The organism is Nocardioides sp. 503 (genome assembly GCF_004522095.1).
GTDB lineage: Bacteria > Actinomycetota > Actinomycetes > Propionibacteriales > Nocardioidaceae > Nocardioides.
Genome location: NZ_SPUI01000003.1, coordinates 347,030 through 363,652, shown reverse-complemented (window position 1 = coordinate 363,652; position 16,623 = coordinate 347,030). Strand labels below are relative to the sequence as shown.

16 protein-coding genes are annotated in these 16,623 nt (G+C 70.7%); 13 read left to right on the top strand and 3 right to left on the bottom strand.

Translation table 11 applies throughout. The annotated features are described in order from the left end of the window. The first annotated feature begins 135 nt into the window (after nt 1-135). On the top strand, nt 136-1,902 hold the full coding sequence (locus E4622_RS09085) for a nucleoside-diphosphate sugar epimerase/dehydratase (protein ID WP_245155963.1): 1,767 nt from the start codon (nt 136-138) through the stop codon (nt 1,900-1,902). On the opposite strand, the gene E4622_RS09080 is transcribed toward E4622_RS09085, so the two are convergent. Both E4622_RS09080 and rfbB read right to left on the bottom strand, forming a co-directional pair. After that, nucleotides 1,869-3,266, bottom strand: a complete 1,398-nt coding sequence (locus E4622_RS09080; protein ID WP_134739884.1) for a bifunctional dTDP-4-dehydrorhamnose 3,5-epimerase family protein/NAD(P)-dependent oxidoreductase — start codon at nt 3,264-3,266, stop codon at nt 1,869-1,871. The genes E4622_RS09085 and E4622_RS09080 overlap by 34 nt on opposite strands. Nucleotides 3,267-3,464: 198 nt before the next feature. Then, a complete protein-coding gene (gene rfbB / locus E4622_RS09075; protein ID WP_134739883.1) occupies nt 3,465-4,463 on the bottom strand; it encodes a dTDP-glucose 4,6-dehydratase in 999 nt (332 codons plus the stop codon). A 22-nt stretch (nt 4,464-4,485) separates the two neighbouring features. On the opposite strand from rfbB, the gene rfbA reads away from it, so the two are divergent. The 12 genes from rfbA (at nt 4,486) to E4622_RS09020 (ending at nt 16,083) form a co-directional block, all read left to right on the top strand. Next, complete coding sequence (gene rfbA / locus E4622_RS09070; RefSeq protein WP_134739882.1) at nt 4,486-5,364, top strand: glucose-1-phosphate thymidylyltransferase RfbA; 879 nt, start codon at nt 4,486-4,488, stop codon at nt 5,362-5,364. A gap of 47 nt (nt 5,365-5,411) precedes the next feature. Next, on the top strand, nt 5,412-6,416 hold the full coding sequence (gene galE, locus E4622_RS09065; RefSeq protein WP_134739881.1) for a UDP-glucose 4-epimerase GalE: 1,005 nt from the start codon (nt 5,412-5,414) through the stop codon (nt 6,414-6,416). Then, the gene (locus tag E4622_RS09060) at nt 6,413-7,189 is read left to right on the top strand and encodes an N-acetylmuramoyl-L-alanine amidase (RefSeq protein WP_134739880.1); all 777 of its coding nucleotides are present in this window, start codon (nt 6,413-6,415) and stop codon (nt 7,187-7,189) included. The genes galE and E4622_RS09060 overlap by 4 nt, the downstream gene beginning before the upstream one ends. Before the next feature lie 116 nt (nt 7,190-7,305). Further along, nucleotides 7,306-8,523 (top strand): O-antigen ligase family protein, encoded by a 1,218-nt coding sequence (locus E4622_RS09055; protein WP_167736029.1) that lies wholly within the window; start codon nt 7,306-7,308, stop codon nt 8,521-8,523. Between the two features lie 9 nt (nt 8,524-8,532). Next, nucleotides 8,533-9,444, top strand: coding sequence for an alpha/beta hydrolase (locus E4622_RS09050; RefSeq protein ID WP_209021853.1), 912 nt, complete (start codon nt 8,533-8,535; stop codon nt 9,442-9,444). A gap of 76 nt (nt 9,445-9,520) precedes the next feature. Continuing rightward, complete coding sequence (locus E4622_RS09045; RefSeq protein ID WP_134739878.1) at nt 9,521-10,024, top strand: DoxX family protein; 504 nt, start codon at nt 9,521-9,523, stop codon at nt 10,022-10,024. A gap of 143 nt (nt 10,025-10,167) precedes the next feature. After that, on the top strand, nt 10,168-10,341 hold the full coding sequence (locus tag E4622_RS22725; RefSeq protein ID WP_167736028.1) for a hypothetical protein: 174 nt from the start codon (nt 10,168-10,170) through the stop codon (nt 10,339-10,341). Nucleotides 10,342-10,375: 34 nt separating this feature from the next. Continuing rightward, nucleotides 10,376-11,296, top strand: coding sequence for a glucosyl-3-phosphoglycerate synthase (locus E4622_RS09040; RefSeq protein WP_134739877.1), 921 nt, complete (start codon nt 10,376-10,378; stop codon nt 11,294-11,296). Beyond that, nucleotides 11,293-12,156, top strand: a complete 864-nt coding sequence (gene folP, locus E4622_RS09035; RefSeq protein WP_134739876.1) for a dihydropteroate synthase — start codon at nt 11,293-11,295, stop codon at nt 12,154-12,156. Before E4622_RS09040 ends, folP begins: the two co-directional genes overlap by 4 nt. Beyond that, nucleotides 12,153-12,674, top strand: a complete 522-nt coding sequence (locus E4622_RS09030; RefSeq protein ID WP_134739875.1) for a hypothetical protein — start codon at nt 12,153-12,155, stop codon at nt 12,672-12,674. The genes folP and E4622_RS09030 overlap by 4 nt, the downstream gene beginning before the upstream one ends. Continuing rightward, nucleotides 12,671-13,342: a dihydrofolate reductase family protein gene (locus E4622_RS09025; RefSeq protein WP_134739874.1), complete on the top strand. Its 672-nt coding sequence runs from the start codon at nt 12,671-12,673 to the stop codon at nt 13,340-13,342. Before E4622_RS09030 ends, E4622_RS09025 begins: the two co-directional genes overlap by 4 nt. Nucleotides 13,343-13,458: 116 nt before the next feature. Beyond that, on the top strand, nt 13,459-16,083 hold the full coding sequence (locus E4622_RS09020) for a M12 family metallo-peptidase (RefSeq protein ID WP_134739873.1): 2,625 nt from the start codon (nt 13,459-13,461) through the stop codon (nt 16,081-16,083). Nucleotides 16,084-16,265: 182 nt separating this feature from the next. On the opposite strand, the gene E4622_RS09015 is transcribed toward E4622_RS09020, so the two are convergent. Next, the gene (locus tag E4622_RS09015) at nt 16,266-16,565 is read right to left on the bottom strand and encodes a GIY-YIG nuclease family protein (RefSeq protein ID WP_134739872.1); all 300 of its coding nucleotides are present in this window, start codon (nt 16,563-16,565) and stop codon (nt 16,266-16,268) included. Nucleotides 16,566-16,623: the final 58 nt, after the last annotated feature.

Sequence of the window (16,623 nt, the reverse complement as noted above, 5' to 3'; positions counted from 1 at the left end):
CCACAGAGGCCTCTTTATAGTGATAATTCTGGGGGCACAACGAAGGTTTGGAGCCGTGTCCCCGTGAGCAGCATCGTCGCCCGTGTGCGTCACCACCGTCTCGTTCTTTCAGCAGGGCTGGATGTCTCGGCCTGGATGATCTCGTACTTCGTCTTCGCCTGGCTCCGGTTCGACACCGACGCCGACTGGGTGCCGTGGCGCGAGGTTGCGGCGGTGGGCGCCCTCACCGCGTTGCTCTTCCTCGCGCTTGCCCGCGTGGTCAAGCTGCACCAGGGACGTGCGCGGGTGGCCAGCCTGGAGGAGATGCTGCTCCTCGGCGTGTGTGCCGCGAGCTCCGGTGGTCTAGTCACCCTGGTCAACCTGTTCACGCAGTGGGTGCCGCGCACCGTGCCCGCCGGCGCCACCTTGCTCGCGCTCGTCCTGATGGCCTACGCGCGAGCGTCGTGGCGCCGCTTCAACGAGTACGACGACGAGCGCTTCGCGGACGACGGATCGACGCGCGTGCTGGTGGTCGGCGCCGGTGAGGCCGGCCGCGAGCTGATCAGCTCGATGATGCGCGACCCGCAGCGCCAGTGGCGCCCGGTCGCGATCCTGGACGACGACCGCCGCAAGCGTCACCTGCGCATCCGCCACATCCCCGTGGTGGGCACGACCGCACAGCTTGCGGAGAAGGCGGTCGAGTACGGCGTCGGGACTGTGGTCCTGGCCCTGCCCAGCGCGGACGCCGGAACGATCAACCGGCTTCGCCTGGCGGCGCTCGACGTCGATCTGGCCGTCAAGGTCCTCCCTGCCAGCACCCAGCTGCTCGACGAGCACGTCGGGATCCGCGACCTGCGCGACATCAACCTCACCGACGTGCTCGGCCGCAACCAGCTCGACACCGACGTGGCGTCGATCGCCGACTACTTGACGGGCCGCAAGGTCCTGGTGACCGGCGCCGGCGGGTCCATCGGATCCGAGCTGTGCCGGCAGATCCACCGCTTCGGACCTGCTGAGCTGATGATGCTCGACCGAGACGAGTCAGCTCTTCACTCGCTGCAGCTCTCGATCCATGGTCGGGCGCTGCTCGACTCCGACGAGGTCATCCTCTGCGACATTCGAGACCAGACCGCGGTGAACGCGATCTTCGCGGCCCGCCGCCCCGACGTGGTCTTCCACGCCGCAGCACTGAAGCACCTGCCGATGCTGGAGCAGTACCCCGCCGAGGCCGTCAAGACCAACATCTACGGAACCAGCAACATCCTCGACGCCGCCGACCTCGTGGGCGTCGACCGGTTCGTCAACATCTCGACGGACAAGGCGGCCAACCCCTGCAGCGTCCTGGGCTACTCCAAGCGCATCGCGGAGTGCCTGACCTCTGCCAAGGCGCAGGACGCCGACGGCACCTTCTTGTCGGTCCGCTTCGGCAACGTCCTGGGCAGCCGAGGCTCGGTCCTCACCTCGTTCGCCAAGCAGATCGCGGAGGGCGGGCCCGTGACGGTGACCGACCCCGAGGTGACCCGCTACTTCATGACGATCGAGGAGGCCTGCCAGCTGGTGATCCAGGCCGCGGCCATCGGCGGCGCGGGCGAGGCTCTCGTCCTCGACATGGGCGACCCGGTGCGGATCGTCGACGTCGCGCACCAGCTCATCGACCAGTCGGGCGCGCGGGTGGAGATCGAGTTCACCGGCCTGCGCGAGGGCGAGAAGATGCACGAGGAGCTCTTCGCCGACGACGAGCCCCAGGACGTCCGCCCGGTCCACCAGATGGTGTCCCACGTGCCGGTGCCTCTGATGTCGCCGGAGAGCGTTGCGTCACTCCCCGTTGTCGGGACGGTCGACACCGTCCGCGGAGCCATGGCCGATCTGTGCAGCTCGGCCCGCGTTCCTCACCCTTCGGCCGGAGCACTGCCCGTCAGGTAGTCGCGCAGTGCGGTCATCGCATCGGTGGGAGCGAAGCCCGTCGCCTCGAGCTTGCCCAGCGGAAGGACCGAGCTCGCCGGCCGAGGGGCCAGCTCCTTACCTGCGGAGTACTCCTCGGACGTGATGCGCCTGACGTCCTCGGCGGTCCGTGCTGAGTGGGTGAACACCGCCGACGCCACGTCGGCCCAGCTGGTCGTGGGACCGCCGTTGGTCGCGTTGTAGGTGCCGTACGGCGCCCCCGTGTCGAGGAGGTGCCGGGTCGCGCGGGCCAGCTCGTCGGCGAACGTCAGCCGACCCACTTGGTCGTCCACGACACCGGGGGAGACGCCCTTCGCGGCGAGCTGCTGCATCGTCCGCACGAAGTTGCGGCCCTCGCCGATCACCCACGAGGTGCGCAGCACGTAGTGGCGTGCGGTCGCCGACACGGCGAGGTCCCCGGCGGCCTTCGACTGGGCGTAGACGCCGAGAGGGGAGAGTGGCTCGTCCTCCGGGTGCTCCGCCGCGGTGCCGTCGAAGACGTACTCGGAGGAGAAGTGGACCAGCGTGAAGTGGTGCTGCTCCGCGAGACGCGCCAGCGCCGCGGGGCCGGAGGCGTTGGCCCGCCAGGCAGCGACCCGGCCCTCGGGCGTCTCGGCGGCGTCGACGGCGGTGTAGGCGGCGGCGTTCAGCACGACCTCGTGGTCGTGCCACGGCCAGGCTGTGAGCGATGCGGGGTCGGTGATGTCCAGGTCTCGGCGCGTGACTCCCAGCGCGTGGGGGAACTCCGCCATCAGGGCTCGACCTAGCTGTCCCTCCGCTCCGAGGACGAGCGGTCGCGAGGGCGGCACCCGCGAGGCGTCCGCGAGTCGGGGGTTGTGCCGGTCCTTGTCCGAGATCTCGCACTCCGACAGCGGGATCGGCCACGGGATGTCGGTCGTCTGGTCGGCGAGGTCCAGCGCCGGGTAGGCGATGTCCGGCCGCCAGTGCTGGTTGACGAGGTAGGTGTAGGCCACCCCGTCCTCGAGCGTCTGATAGCTGTTGCCGACGCCGCGGGGCACGAAGACCGCCACTGACGGGTCGATCTCGACGTGGAAGGTCGCGCCGAACGTCTCGCCTTCGCGCATGTCGACCCAGGCGCCGAAGATCCGGCCGTTGGCCACGGAGATGAACTTGTCCCACGGCTCGGTGTGGATGCCGCGCGTGGTGCCGCGGTCGGCGTTGAACGAGATGTTGTTCTGGACCGGCCCGAAGTCGGGCAGTCCCAGCGCGACCATCTTCTCGCGCTGCCAGTTCTCCTTGAAGAAGCCGCGCGCGTCCGTGCGGAGGTCCAGACGCACCACCAGCAGTCCCGGGATCGGGGTGGTCTCGACGGTGAGGTCAGGCATGGATCCTCCGGTGGTTGCGGTCGGTGCTCGGCTCGCGGGGTCTCGACGGGCGCTCGTCGCTGGCGCTCCTCGCTGCTCGACCACCGGTCAGTGGTTTCGAGGCTCGCTTCGCTCGCACCTCAACCACCGAGAGTGCGGCTCGACCACCGGTCAGTGGTGTCGAGCCGGGACTTCGTGCCTCCTCGACCACCGGGGAGGTCACTGGCCCTTGGCGGCGTACGACGCCTCGGTGGCCTGCTTGTGGGGGCGCCACCAGTCCTCGTGCTCCTGGTACCACTCGATCGTGCGGGCCAGGCCGGCCTCGAAGTCGGAGTAGACCGGGCGCCAGCCGAGCTCGTCGCGCAGCTTGGTGGAGTCGATGGCGTAGCGCAGGTCGTGGCCTGCCCGGTCGGTGACCAGGTCGTAGTCGTCGGCGGAGCGGCCGAAGTGCTCCAGGATGCTGCCCACCACCTCGAGGTTGTTGCGCTCGCCGTCGGCGCCGATCAGGTAGGTCTCGCCGATGCGACCCTGCTGGAGGATGAGCCAGACCGCGGCGGAGTGGTCCTGGGCATGGATCCAGTCGCGGACGTTGGTGCCGGCGCCGTAGACCTTGGGCCGGTCCCCGTCGATGACGTTGGTGATCTGGCGGGGGATGAACTTCTCGATGTGCTGCCAGGGGCCGTAGTTGTTGGAGCAGTTGCTGATGGTCGCCTTCACGCCGAAGCTGCGCACCCAGGCGCGCACCAGGTGGTCGGAGCCGGCCTTGGCCGCGGAGTAGGGGCTGCTCGGGTTGTAGGGCGTCGCCTCGGTGAAGCGCTGCGGGTCGTCGAGCTCCAGGTCGCCGTAGACCTCGTCGGTGGAGATGTGGTGCAGGCGGGTGCCGTGGCGGCGTGCGGCCTCCAGGACCTGGAAGGTGCCGACGATGTTGGTCTGGATGAAGGGGCCCGGCTCGGTCAGCGAGTTGTCGTTGTGGGACTCCGCGGCGAAGTGCACGACCGCGTCGGCCTCGGCGACCAGGCCGTCGACCGTGGGGCCGTCGGCGACGTCACCCACGACCAGGCTCACCCGGTCGCTCGGGAGGCCTTCGAGGGACTCGCGCGAGGCGGCGTAGGTCAGCTTGTCGAGCACGGTCACCTGCGCCGAGGTCTCCCGCACGAGGTGATGGACGAAGTTGGAGCCGATGAAGCCGGCGCCGCCGGTCACGAGTACGTGTTCCACGCGCTCACCCTAGAGTCTCCGCATGCGCGGAATCATCCTGGCGGGCGGGACCGGCTCCCGACTGCACCCGATCACCCATGCGGTGAGCAAGCAGCTCATGCCGATCTACGACAAGCCGATGATCTACTACCCGCTGTCGACCCTGATGCTGGCAGGCATCCGGGAGATCCTCGTCATCACGACCCCGCACGAGGCCGAGCAGTTCCGCCGGCTGCTGGGGGACGGGTCCCAGTTCGGCATCGAGATCAGCTATGCCGTGCAGCCCTCGCCCGACGGCCTGGCCCAGGCGTTCGTGATCGGCGAGGAGCACATCGGCTCCGAGACGGTCGGCCTGGTCCTGGGCGACAACATCTTCCACGGCGCCGGGCTCGGCACCCGGCTGCGCCGCTTCGCCGACATCGACGGCGCCGCGGTCTTCGGCTACCGCGTGGCCGACCCCTCGTCGTACGGCGTGGTGGAGTTCGACGAGCACCGCAAGGCGCTCTCGCTCGAGGAGAAGCCGGAGCACCCGCGCAGCCACTACGCCGTGCCCGGCCTCTACTTCTACGACAACGACGTGGTCGAGATGGCCAAGGCCCTGAAGCCCTCGGCACGCGGGGAGCTGGAGATCACCGACCTCAACCGGCTCTACCTCGACCAGGGGCGCCTCCAGGTCGAGGTCCTTCCCCGCGGGTCCGCGTGGCTCGACACCGGCACCTTCGACGACATGAACGACGCCAGCAACTTCGTCCGCGCGATCGAGAAGCGGCAGGACACCAAGATCGGCGCGCCCGAGGAGGTCGCCTGGCGGCTCGGCTTCATCGACGACGCCGGACTGGCGGAGATCGGGAAGAGCCTGCTCAAGAGTGGCTACGGCGCCTATCTGCTCGACCTGCTCGAAGAGCCGCGCCACCAGGAGTAGCCCAGCAGGATGGTCCGGCGCTCCCGGCCCGTCGCTAGGCTGCCCGGATGAAGGTTCTCGTCACCGGCGGCGCCGGCTACATCGGATCGACCACGGCCAAGGCGCTGGAGGAGGCCGGCCACACGCCGGTCATCCTGGACTCGCTGCTCACCGGGCCGCGGGTGTTCGTCAAGGACCGTGCCTTCTACGAGGGTGACATCGCCGACCGCGAGCTGTTGCGCCGCATCGTGTCCGACCACCCCGACCTCGACGCCACCATCCACATGGCCGCGCGCATCGTCGTCCCGGAGTCCGTGGAGAAGCCCTACCTCTACTACCGCGACAACGTCGCCAAGTCGCTGGAGCTCTTCGACGAGCTCAACGCCCTGGGCAGGACGCGCGTCCTGTTCTCGTCCTCGGCGTCGCTCTACGCGACCAAGGACGACTTCGAGGTGACCGAGGAGGACCCGCTCGACCCGCCGTCGCCGTACGCACGGACCAAGCGGATGATGGAGCAGGTCCTGCAGGACATGGCCGCGGCCACCGACCTCAGCGCGATCATCCTGCGCTACTTCAACCCCGTCGGCTCCGATCCCGACCTCGAGTCCGGCATCTACGCCAAGGAGCCGTCCCACGTGCTCGGCCAGCTGGTCATGGCGGCGCGTGGACAGAAGGACGCGTTCACCATCACCGGCGTGGACCACCCGACCCGCGACGGCACCGGCATCCGCGACTACATCCACGTCTGGGACCTCGCGAGGGCCCACGTGCGCGCCATCGAGAGGTTCGACGACGTGATCACCGCCGTCGACGCGCCGAGCTCGATCATCAACGTCGGGACCGGCGAGGGCGTGACGGTGCGAGATCTCGTGGCGTCGTTCGAGCGGGTCTTCGGCCAGGAGGTGCCCATCGCCGAGGCGCCGCCGCGGCCCGGGGATGCCGTCGGCGCGTTCGCCAACGTCGACAAGTCGCGCGAGCTGCTGGACTGGCGCACCGAGCTCTCCCTGGACGACGCCATCGCCTCGGCCCTGGCCTGGGGCGAGAAGCGCCAGGAGATCCTGGGCTACGAGTGATCCGTCGTACGGCGGCGGCCGGTGTCGCCGCGCTCCTGCTGAGCCTGGCCCCGGCCGGGCCGGCCTCCTCCGCGCCGGCGGAGGGGTCGGAGCGAGCGTCGCTGCCCCTGGCCGGCCGGCTTGTGGTCGTCGACCCGGGGCACCAGCTCGGCAACCATCGCTTCCCGCGCCGCATCAACCGCCTCGTCCCCGCGGGCGGCAGCCGCAAGCCGTGCAACACGACGGGCACCTCGACGCGCGGCGGCTACGCCGAGGCGACGTTCGCCTGGCGGGTGGCACTTCGGTTGCGCGCGCGGCTGCAGGCCCTCGGGGCCCGCGTGGTGCTCACGCGCGACAGCAACCGCCAGGACCGCTGGGGGCCGTGCGTCGACGTGCGCGGACGGGCAGGCAACCGGGCCGGGGCCGATCTCAAGATCAGCATCCACGGTGACGGCTCCTACACGACCGGCGCCCGCGGCTTCCACGTCATCGCGCCGACGGACCGGCGTCGCTGGACGCACGACATCTTCCGCCCCTCGAGGCGGCTGGCGGTGGAGACGCGCGCCGCCCTCCGCGACAACGGCTTCCGCGTGGCGAACTACATCGCCGGCAGCGACGGCCTCGACTTCCGTGGGGACCTCGCGACCCTTAACCTGTCCGACGTACCGACCGTCATGGTGGAGCTGGGCAACATGCGCGACCGCCGTGATGCGCGGAGGATGACGAGCAGGCGGGGCCAGGATCGGTACGCCCGTGCCTTGACGGCGGCGGTGCGCGCACACCTCGATCGCTAGGATGCCGGCATGGGTCACCGACGTATTGCTGAGGGCCGAGACGGCGAAGCGGTGTCGTGCCTGTTCGCTGCGCGTGGCCAGACCCGCAGAACGCCATGAGTCCCACGGCGCACGCAGTGGGTGACTCGCGCGCCGGGGTAGTGGGCGGGACTCTTCTCGGCGGACTCGCGGTGTCCAATCAAGCCCTGCCGGCGCTCGATCGCGTCCCTGTGGACCCGACCATCGTCTTCTTGGGCCTGACCAGCGTCGTCGCGCTGCACGCGTGGTTGTCGAGGAATCTATTGGTGGGTCGGCCGCACGCCCTCCTGCTGATTCTCTTCGTCTCTTTCCTCCCGGGGATCTTCGAATCAGGTGGAACTTCGTACTCGGCGGCGAAGCTGCCTGCGATGGTCATCGGGTTCGTTGGCGCGTTCTGCGCGATAGAGCTACTTCGAAGTGATCGTGCTCGACGAGCATTCGTCGCTTGCCTTGCCGTGGTCGGAATCGGAGTATCGGTCACGCTGTTCGTTGCTGGGACGACCGATCCCCTCAGTGGGCGCGCAACGATCGCAGGCGCATCACCCCTAGGCGTCGGCTTCATCTGCGCGCTGGCGACGCTCATATTGAGCCTCGCGGCATTCCAGGTGAAGGCGCCTGCGAAGCGACTAGTGCTTGTAGTTCTGTCGCTTGGATGTGCGCTTCAGTCGAGCACGACCGGAAGTCGAGGGCCCCTACTCGCTGCTTTACTGGCTCTTGCGTTGGTGTTCGCGTTCGGTCGGGGCCGCAGCCGGTTCCAAGGGCTCGCGCTGGTGGCCGTCGCGGGATATGCCTCTTACTCCCTCGTTGCTGGGGCACGTGGGACGGCCACCGCGCGGCTGGGAGAACTCCAAAGTGAGGAACGGATCACGTTGTGGCATCGCTGTCTCGAAGCCATACCAGAACGACCTTGGGCGGGTACCGGATGGGGCGACATGGTCGAGACAGTGACTCTCCCTCAGAGCTTCTACGTCGCCGCCGGCGCTCGGCAGTACGCGCACAACATCTTCATCGAAGCGGCTTTAGAGGGAGGTTTCGTCGCGCTCATCGGCCTGGTGTGCATCCTTGTCATTGCGGTCGCGAGGCTCAGAGCCGCTTCCGGGATCTCAACGACGGACCTGGCGCTGTTCGCCATCAGTCTCTTCGCTATAGCCAATGCCATGGTGTCGAGTGACTTGGGCGGCACTCGCCTCCTGTGGGTGCTGATCGGGGTGGGGCTCGCGACCGCGCTGCCTCCAACGCGTCCCCCGGCTGCGTCATCGGCTCCGGACCCGGCACAGTCTCGTGCTTCCAAGGTCTCAAGGTCCCTCGCTCGCTAGGTTGGGCGCGTGCCCCTGGATCCCGCCACCCGAGCCCTCCTCGACCTCATCGCCTCGTCCGGCTACCCGCCGATGCACGAGGGCACGCCGGAGGAAGGCCGCCGTGCGCTGCGCGCGATGTCGGTCGACTGGGTGAAGCCCGAGGACGTCGTCCCGGTGGGCAGTGTCGAGGACCTGACGGTCGCCGACCTGCCCGCTCGGACCTACCGACCCGAGGGCGACGGTCCCTGGCCCACGATGCTGTACCTCCACGGCGGCGGGTTCGTCATCGGCGACCTGGACACCCACGACCAGCTCTGCCGACGGCTCTGCGCGGGAGCCGAGATGGTCGTGGTGTCCGTCGCCTACCGGCTCGCCCCCGAGGCCCCGTTCCCCGCCGCCGTCGACGACGCGGTCGCCGCGCTGCTCTGGGTGGCGGAGCGTCGCGCGGAGCTCGGTGGCAGCGAGGTCGTCGCGGTCGGCGGTGACAGTGCCGGCGCCAACCTGGCGGCCGTCATCGCGCAGGAGCACCCGGACCTCGTGGATGCGCAGCTCCTGATCTACCCGGCGACGCACGTCCTAGGCGACTATCCCTCGCGCACGGAGAACGCCGAGGGCTATCTGCTGGAGAACGCCACGATGGAGTGGTTCTTCACCCACTACGGCGTGCCGATGGACCAGCTCGACGACCCACGGGTCTCCCCGCTGCTCGGTCAGGTGGCAGGGGTGGCCAAGGCGCTGGTGGCGACGGCCGAGTTCGACCCGCTACGCGACGAGGGCGAGGCCTACGCCGCGGCGCTGGACGCGGCCGGCGTACCCGTCGACAGGTTCCGGTACGACGGCCTCGTGCACGGCTTCATCGACATGGTGCCCGCCAGCCCGGCTGCCGCTGCCGCCGTCGAGGACCTCGTGAGCCGGACGCGGACCCTGCTGCACGGCTGACACCAGCTGGGATGATCCGGCGGCTCCCCGACGTTGTGGTTGAAGATTTGAATACCTACGACACCTCGGAGACCCCATGAAGCTCGCCAAGCTCGCCACCCGCGTCCTGATCGGCGGCCTGTTCGTCGGCCACGGCACCCAGAAGCTCAAGGGCTGGTTCGGAGGGCCCGGCATCGACGGGCTCTCCGCCGGCATGGAGGCGATGGGGATGCACCCGCCGCGCCGCAACGCCTACGCCGCCGGGGTGACCGAGACGGTCGGCGGCGCGCTGCTGGCCGCGGGCCTGCTCACGCCGCTGGCGAGCGCCTCGCTGACCGGCACCATGCTGGTCGCGATCCAGAAGGCCCACCGCGCCAACGGGCCATGGAACAGCGAGGGCGGCTGGGAGTACAACGCGGTCCTCATCGCGGCCGTGCTGGCCATCGCCGAGGACGGTCCGGGGGACCTCTCGCTCGACCGCCTGCTGGGCACCGAGCGCGAGGGCGTCGGCTACGCGCTGGGTGCCGCGGCGCTCGGCGTGGCCGCGGCGTACGGCGCGCTCGAGGCGGCCCGCCGCGCCACCCCGGCCGGTCAGCTGTAGCCCGATCCTGACACGGCGTCGTCGTCTTGTGACCAGGCCAGGGGCGGTTCCACCCCAAGTGAGGTGGTCGCAGGCGCCCCTGCTCCGCCGCTTTCCCCCATTTGGGGTATGCGCTGCTGCGGGGTGCCCGGCACCGTGGGGGCATGGCCTGGGAACCGTTGCCGCTCGAGGTCGCCGAGTGGATGGGGATGGACGACGACCACCTGCGCCTGGAGCTGGTGTCCGAAGGGCCTGGTGGCGCCGGTGAGGGACAGCACCGTCCGAGGGCGCGCCTTCGGGCCAGCCTGGGCCGCCTCCGTCGGGTGCTCATCGGCTGAACCGCAGTACCGGGCACCTGGCTACGCTCGCCACGTGCTCCGCACCGCTCACTGGGACGACTGGTCCCTCGACGACCTGCTGGCCGCCAAGGGGGAGACCCGGGTGAGCCTGGTCGTGCCCGCGCGCAACGAGGCCGCCACCGTCGGCGACGTGGTGACACGGGTGCGCAGCGCGCTGGTCGACACGGTGGCGCTGCTCGACGAGGTGGTGGTGATCGACTCCGACTCCACCGACGCGACGTACGACGTGGCCACGGACGCCGGCGCGGTCGTGCACCGCTCATCGGAGATCCGCCCCGACCTCGGGACGACGCGGGGCAAGGGCGAGGCGATGTGGAAGTCGCTGTTCGTGACCACCGGCGACGTCATCGTGTTCATGGACGCCGACCTCCTCGACTGGGACACCCACTTCGTGCCGGGCCTCCTCGGGCCGCTGCTGACCGAGCCGGAGGTGGCGCTGGTCAAGGGCTTCTACGAGCGCCCGCTGCTCGGCGGCGAGGGCGGTCCGCTCGACGGCGGGCGCGTCACCGAGCTGGTCGCGCGGCCGGTGCTGGCGCTGGAGTACCCCGAGCTGGCCGGCCTCGTGCAGCCGCTGGCGGGGGAGTGGGCCGTACGCCGCTCGCTGTTCGAGACGCTGTCGGTGCCCACCGGGTACGCCGTCGAGCTGGCCGCGCTCATCGACACCCTGGCCGCGCGCGGACCGGGCGCGATCGCGCAGGTCGACCTCGGGCGGCGTTCGCACGGACACCAGACGCTGCTGGACCTCGGCGCGATGGCGACGCAGATCCTGGCGGCTGTCGAGCGGCGTCGGGGTGGTGTCGAGGCTCGCTCCGCGCGCACCTCGACCACCGGGGGGAGCGTGGTGCTGCGTCAGTACCGCTCCGAGGGCGGGACGATCGTGCCGGCCGAGCGACTCGTCGACGTGGGCGAGCGGCCCGCGGCGGTGAGCGCATGACGCTGCGCCTGGGCCGCCACACGTTCGCCGACGACGCCACGCTGATGATGGCGATCGTCAACCGCACGCCCGACTCCTTCTACGACAAGGGCGCCACCTGGGCGGAGGACAAGGCGTTCGAGCGGGTCCGGCTCGTGGTCGAGCAGGGCGCGGAGATCGTCGACATCGGCGGCATCAAGGCCGCGCCCGGCGTCGAGATCGACGCCGCCGAGGAGAAGGCCCGGGTCGTCGACTTCGTGGCGCAGGTCCGCGAGACATTCCCCGGCCTGGTCATCTCCGTCGACACCTGGCGCGCCGAGGTGGGACGCGCGGTCTGCGAGGCCGGCGCCGACGTGCTCAACGATGCCTGGGGCGGCGCCGACCCCGAGCTGGTCGACGTGGCGGCGGAGTTCGGGGCCGCGATGATCTGCACCCACACCGGGGGAGCGACGCCGCGCACCCGCCCCTACCGCGTGGAGTACGACGACGTCGTGCGCTCCGCGATCGAGGACACGGTCGGCTACGCCGAGCGCGCGCTGGCCGCCGGCGTCGCGCGCGAGTCCCTCGTCATCGACCCGGCCCACGACTTCGGCAAGAACACCTTCCACTCCCTCGAGGTCACCCGCCGCCTCGACGAGATGGTGGCGACCGGCTGGCCGGTGCTGGTGTCTCTGTCCAACAAGGACTTCGTCGGCGAGACCCTCGACCTCCCGGTGGGTGAGCGGCTGACCGGCACCCTCGCGGCCACGGCCGTCTGTGCCCTGGCCGGCGCGCGCGTCTACCGCGTGCACGAGGTCGTCGAGACCCGTCAGACCGTCGACATGGTGTGGACCATCGCCGGGCGCCGCCCGCCGCGCCGCGCCATCCGAGGCCTGCAGTGAGCGGCGAGCCGGTCCGCATCGCGCTCGTTCCCGGGGTGCTCGCGCTGCTGCCGTCGTACGGCGGCCTCGAGGACCCGGTCGCGGACCTGCGCGCCGCCTGCCTCGACGCCGTCGCCTGGCTCGGCCCCGGGCCGGGGGTGCTCGCCTCCGAGCAGGGGGGTCGCGTGGCGGCGTACCTGTGCGGGGAGGTGTCGAGTCGGGACTCCGTCCCACCTCGACCACCGGCGCAGGGAGTCGTGGTGGTCGCCAACGGCAGCGCGACGCGCACCGAGAAGGCGCCGGGACACCTCGACGACCGGGCAGTGGGCTTCGACGACGACCTGCGGGCCGCGCTGGGGGCCGGACGACCGGGCGCCGTCGACACCGACCTCGCGCGCGAGCTGTGGGCCGACGTCGGTGGGCTGCTGCGGCTGGCTCAGGAGGTCGAGGTCGACCCGGCCTCGGTGACGATCGACTACGACGCCGATCCGTTCGGCGTGCAGTACTGGGTGATGCGGATGGAAGGCGTGCGGCGATGAGGGTGCTGATCGGCTCGACCTCCGGGGAGGAGGCGGACCTGCCGGCGCTGTACGCCGCGCCGCGCACGCCGTGGCTGCGCGTCAACATGGTCTCGACGGTGGACGGGGCGGCGACCGGCGAGTCGGGCAAGAGCGGCTCGATCAACAACGCCGCCGACAAGCAGGTCTTCGACACCCTGCGCGGGCTGGCCGACGCGATCGTCGTGGGCGCCGGCACCGCGCGCACCGAGGGCTACCGACCCGTGGACGTCCCGATCGTGCTGGTGAGCCGGCGCGCCGACGTACCGGAGCGGCTGCGGGACGCGCCGGCCGGATCGGTGCTCATGGCGACGACCGCCGGCGCCTCGGGGCTGGGGGAGGCCCGCGACGTGCTCGGCGCCGACCAGGTGCTGACGCTCGGCGACGACGAGGTCGATCTGGCCCTGCTCAAGGAGCGGCTGGTCGAGCGCGGCCTGGTCGACCTGCTCTCCGAGGGCGGACCCTCGCTGCTGGGGGCCCTCCTCGCGCAGGGCGTGGCCGACGAGCTGACGAGCACGGTCGTGCCGCAGCTGGTCGGCGGCGACCACCCGCGCATCGTGGCAGCGCCCGGGCTCGACGTGCCTCTCGAGCTCCACACGCTCCTCGAGGAGGACGGGACACTGCTCGCCCGCTGGTTCGTCAGGCGCTGACCGGGAAGTTCCTCCTCGGGGGTGCTTCCCACCGTCGGCGGGCGCTCCTAGAGTGCTGAGTCTCGGTCCTGTGCCTCGGTGGGCAGGCGTTCCCAGAGCAAGGAGCCTCACCCGTGATGTCTCGTTCACGCCGCCTCGTCGCGGCAGTCGCGGTCGTGCTGGCCGCGGGGATGCTGCCCGCGCTGGACGCCTCCGCCGGAGCCGCACCCGACCGCCCCACGATGTACCGGTCCCTCCCGGGCTTCGCGCCCACCGGCGACCGCGTCCGCATCGCTCCCGACAAGTACGCCGCCGTCCGCGTCGACCTCGGCCAGGTGCGCGCCGCGCTGGCCCAGGCCCCCGCGGCCGGCGCCGAGGGCCGCGTCGTCTTCCGCGTGCCGACGCCCTCGGGCACCCTCGAGCGCTTCGCGGTGCAGCGCACCCAGGTGATGGAGTCCAAGCTCGCCGCTGCCCACCCCGAGCTCGAGACCTTCGCGGGCAGCTCGCTGGACCGCCCCTCCACCTCGATCGCGCTCGACGTCACGCCGATGGGCCTGCACGCCGCCGTCCGCGGCCCCCAGGGCCAGCGCGCCTGGTACGTCGACCCCGCCTACGACCGTCGCGGCACCACCGAGCACCTCAGCTACTACGGCGGCTCCGTGCCGCGCATGGAGGAGCAGGTCGCCGAGCGCGAGGCGCCGGCCGTGCGCCAGGCGCTGCGCAAGGGCAGCGCCCGCACGGCCCCGGGCGGCGTGGTGACGCAGAAGGTCTACCGGCTCGCGCTGACCAGCGACCCGTCGTACGCCGCCTACTTCGGCACCGACAACGTGCTGGCCGAGAAGGTGACGCTGATCAACCGCGTCAACCAGATCTACAACGACGACCTCGCGATCAACCTGCGCCTGGTCAACCAGACCGACCGGCTCAACCTCGACACGACCGCGGAGGCCACCGGCCCCGACGGGCCGTGCGGCGCGCACCCGTGCTTCGACCCCGCCGACGCGGGCGGGCCCGGCCCCCAGGACGACGTGGACTCCCAGCTCGACTACTGCGACGTGCCTGGCCTCGGGCGCAACCGCACCGTCCTGGGACAGCTGATCGGCGCGTCCAACTACGACATCGGCCACCTCGCCCTCGGCGTCAACGGCGGCGGCGTCGCCTACCTCGGCGTGGTCGGCTGGGACTTCAAGGGCGGCGGCTGCACCGGTCTCCCGCAGCCCAAGGGCGACTTCTTCGCCATCGACTACGTCGCCCACGAGATGGGTCACCAGTTCGCGGGCAACCACACCTTCAACGGCGTCCAGGGCTCGTGCGCCGGCGGCAACCGCAACGGCGGCACGTCGGTCGAGCCGGGCTCCGGCTCCTCGGTCATGGCCTACGCCGGCATCTGCCTCCAGGACGACCTGCAGCCGCACACCGACCCCTACTTCGCGGGCAAGACGCTCGACGAGGTCACCGCCTACACCGAGGGCGTCGTGCCTCCGGTCGTGGAGGTGCAGACGGTGTCGCTGCGCGACTTCGCCGACAACGGTGACAGCGTCGACCTCACCTTCGGCGCGTCGTCGGTGACGCTGACCCGCGGCGCCAACTACAACGCGGCCGGCATCGAGACCGCCGTCGAGGGGCTCGTGGGCCAGGACGTGACGATCGCCGGGTGGGGCTACGACCCCTTCAACACCCCCACCAACGACATCGCCCCGCTCACGCTGCCCGACGACACCGGCTTCCAGGTGATCTTCGCGCCGACCGCCGACCCCGAGGCGCCGGGCACCCACGTCGACGTGGCACCCCTGAGCATCGGTGCCACGACCGGCGGAGCCTCCGGCTTCGTCGGCGAGACCGCCAAGGGCGGCGCCCCGGACAACGGCGGTGTCTCGACCACCACCACCCGCAACCACGCGCCCGTGGTCCGCGCCCCGGCCAACCGGACGATCCCGGTGCGCACGCCGTTCCAGCTCAAGGGCTCGGCGCGCGACCGCGACGGCCAGAAACTCGTCTACCTCTGGGAGCAGATGGACATCGGCGCCGAGGACACCCAGACGACCGACGGCGGCACGGCGCTGGTCTCCAACCGCAAGCTCAACGGTCCGCTCTTCCGCGTCTTCGGCACGGCCGCAGCGGTGAGCGACGCCGGCACGCTGGAGTCCCCGTCGCCCGGCATCAACCTGGCCGGCACCAACGGCACCCGGATGTTCCCGGACCTCAGCCAGATCCTCCAGGGCAACACCAACGCCAAGACGGGTCGCTGCCCGGCCGTGGCCCCGTTGCCCGACGACCTGGACGACTACACGCCCGTGCCGTCGAAGGTCCGCGCGTGCTACTCGGAGTTCCTGCCGACCCGGGGCTACGTCGGCACGGCCGGCTCGCCCAAGCCGGCCATGCACTTCCGGCTGACGGCGCGCGACACCTTCCCCAACGGTGGCGGCGTGGCCTACGACGGCGTCACCCTGCGCCTCGACCCGAGCGCCGGGCCGTTCCTCGTGACCTCCCAGCGCGCCAAGAACGTCATCCTCAAGCGCGGCTCGGTCCACCGGGTCACGTGGAAGGTCAACGGCACCCGCAAGCTCGCCAAGCGGGTCCGGATCCTCCTCTCCGTCGACGGTGGCCGCACCTGGCGCTACACCCTGCGCTCCGCCACCCCCAACGACGGCCGCGAGACCGTCCGCATCCCCCGCCGCAAGTCGAAGAACGCGCGGATCATGATCGCCGCCAACGGCAACTACTTCTTCGACCTCAACGACGGAAGGATCCGCATCCGCTAGTCGTCGTGGTCGAGCCGGCCTCGGTGGTTGAGGTGCGAGCGCAGCGAGCCGGCCGCGGTGGTTGAGGTGCGAGCGCAGCGAGCCGGCCTCGGTGGTTGAGGTGCGAGCGCAGCGAGCCTCGAAACCACCCCAGCTGAGCGTGGGGGGTGGTTTCGAGGCTCCTCGCTGGCGCTCGTCGCACCTCAACCACCGTCGGCTCTCCTGGCTGACGGGCGGCTGGCGAGCTCCGGCAGAGCACCGAAGTCGCCGCGAATGAGCGCTTCGCGTTTGGACCGACTCCATCCTTGGATCTGTTTCTCGTCGGCGAAGGCGTCGGCGATCGAGTCGAACTCGGCGTTCCACACGAGGACGACCGGGCGACGGTGCCGTGTGTAGGCCGCGCCGCCCTCGTTGTTGTGCTGCCAGAGGCGGGCATCGAGGTCCCAGGTGCTGCCGACGTAGTAGCTGTCGTCGCTGCAGCGCACGATGTAGGTGTAGGGCATGACAAGAGGTTGCGCCTGGACGCGTGTGGCGTCGAGGTGCTCGAACTCCACCTGTGGA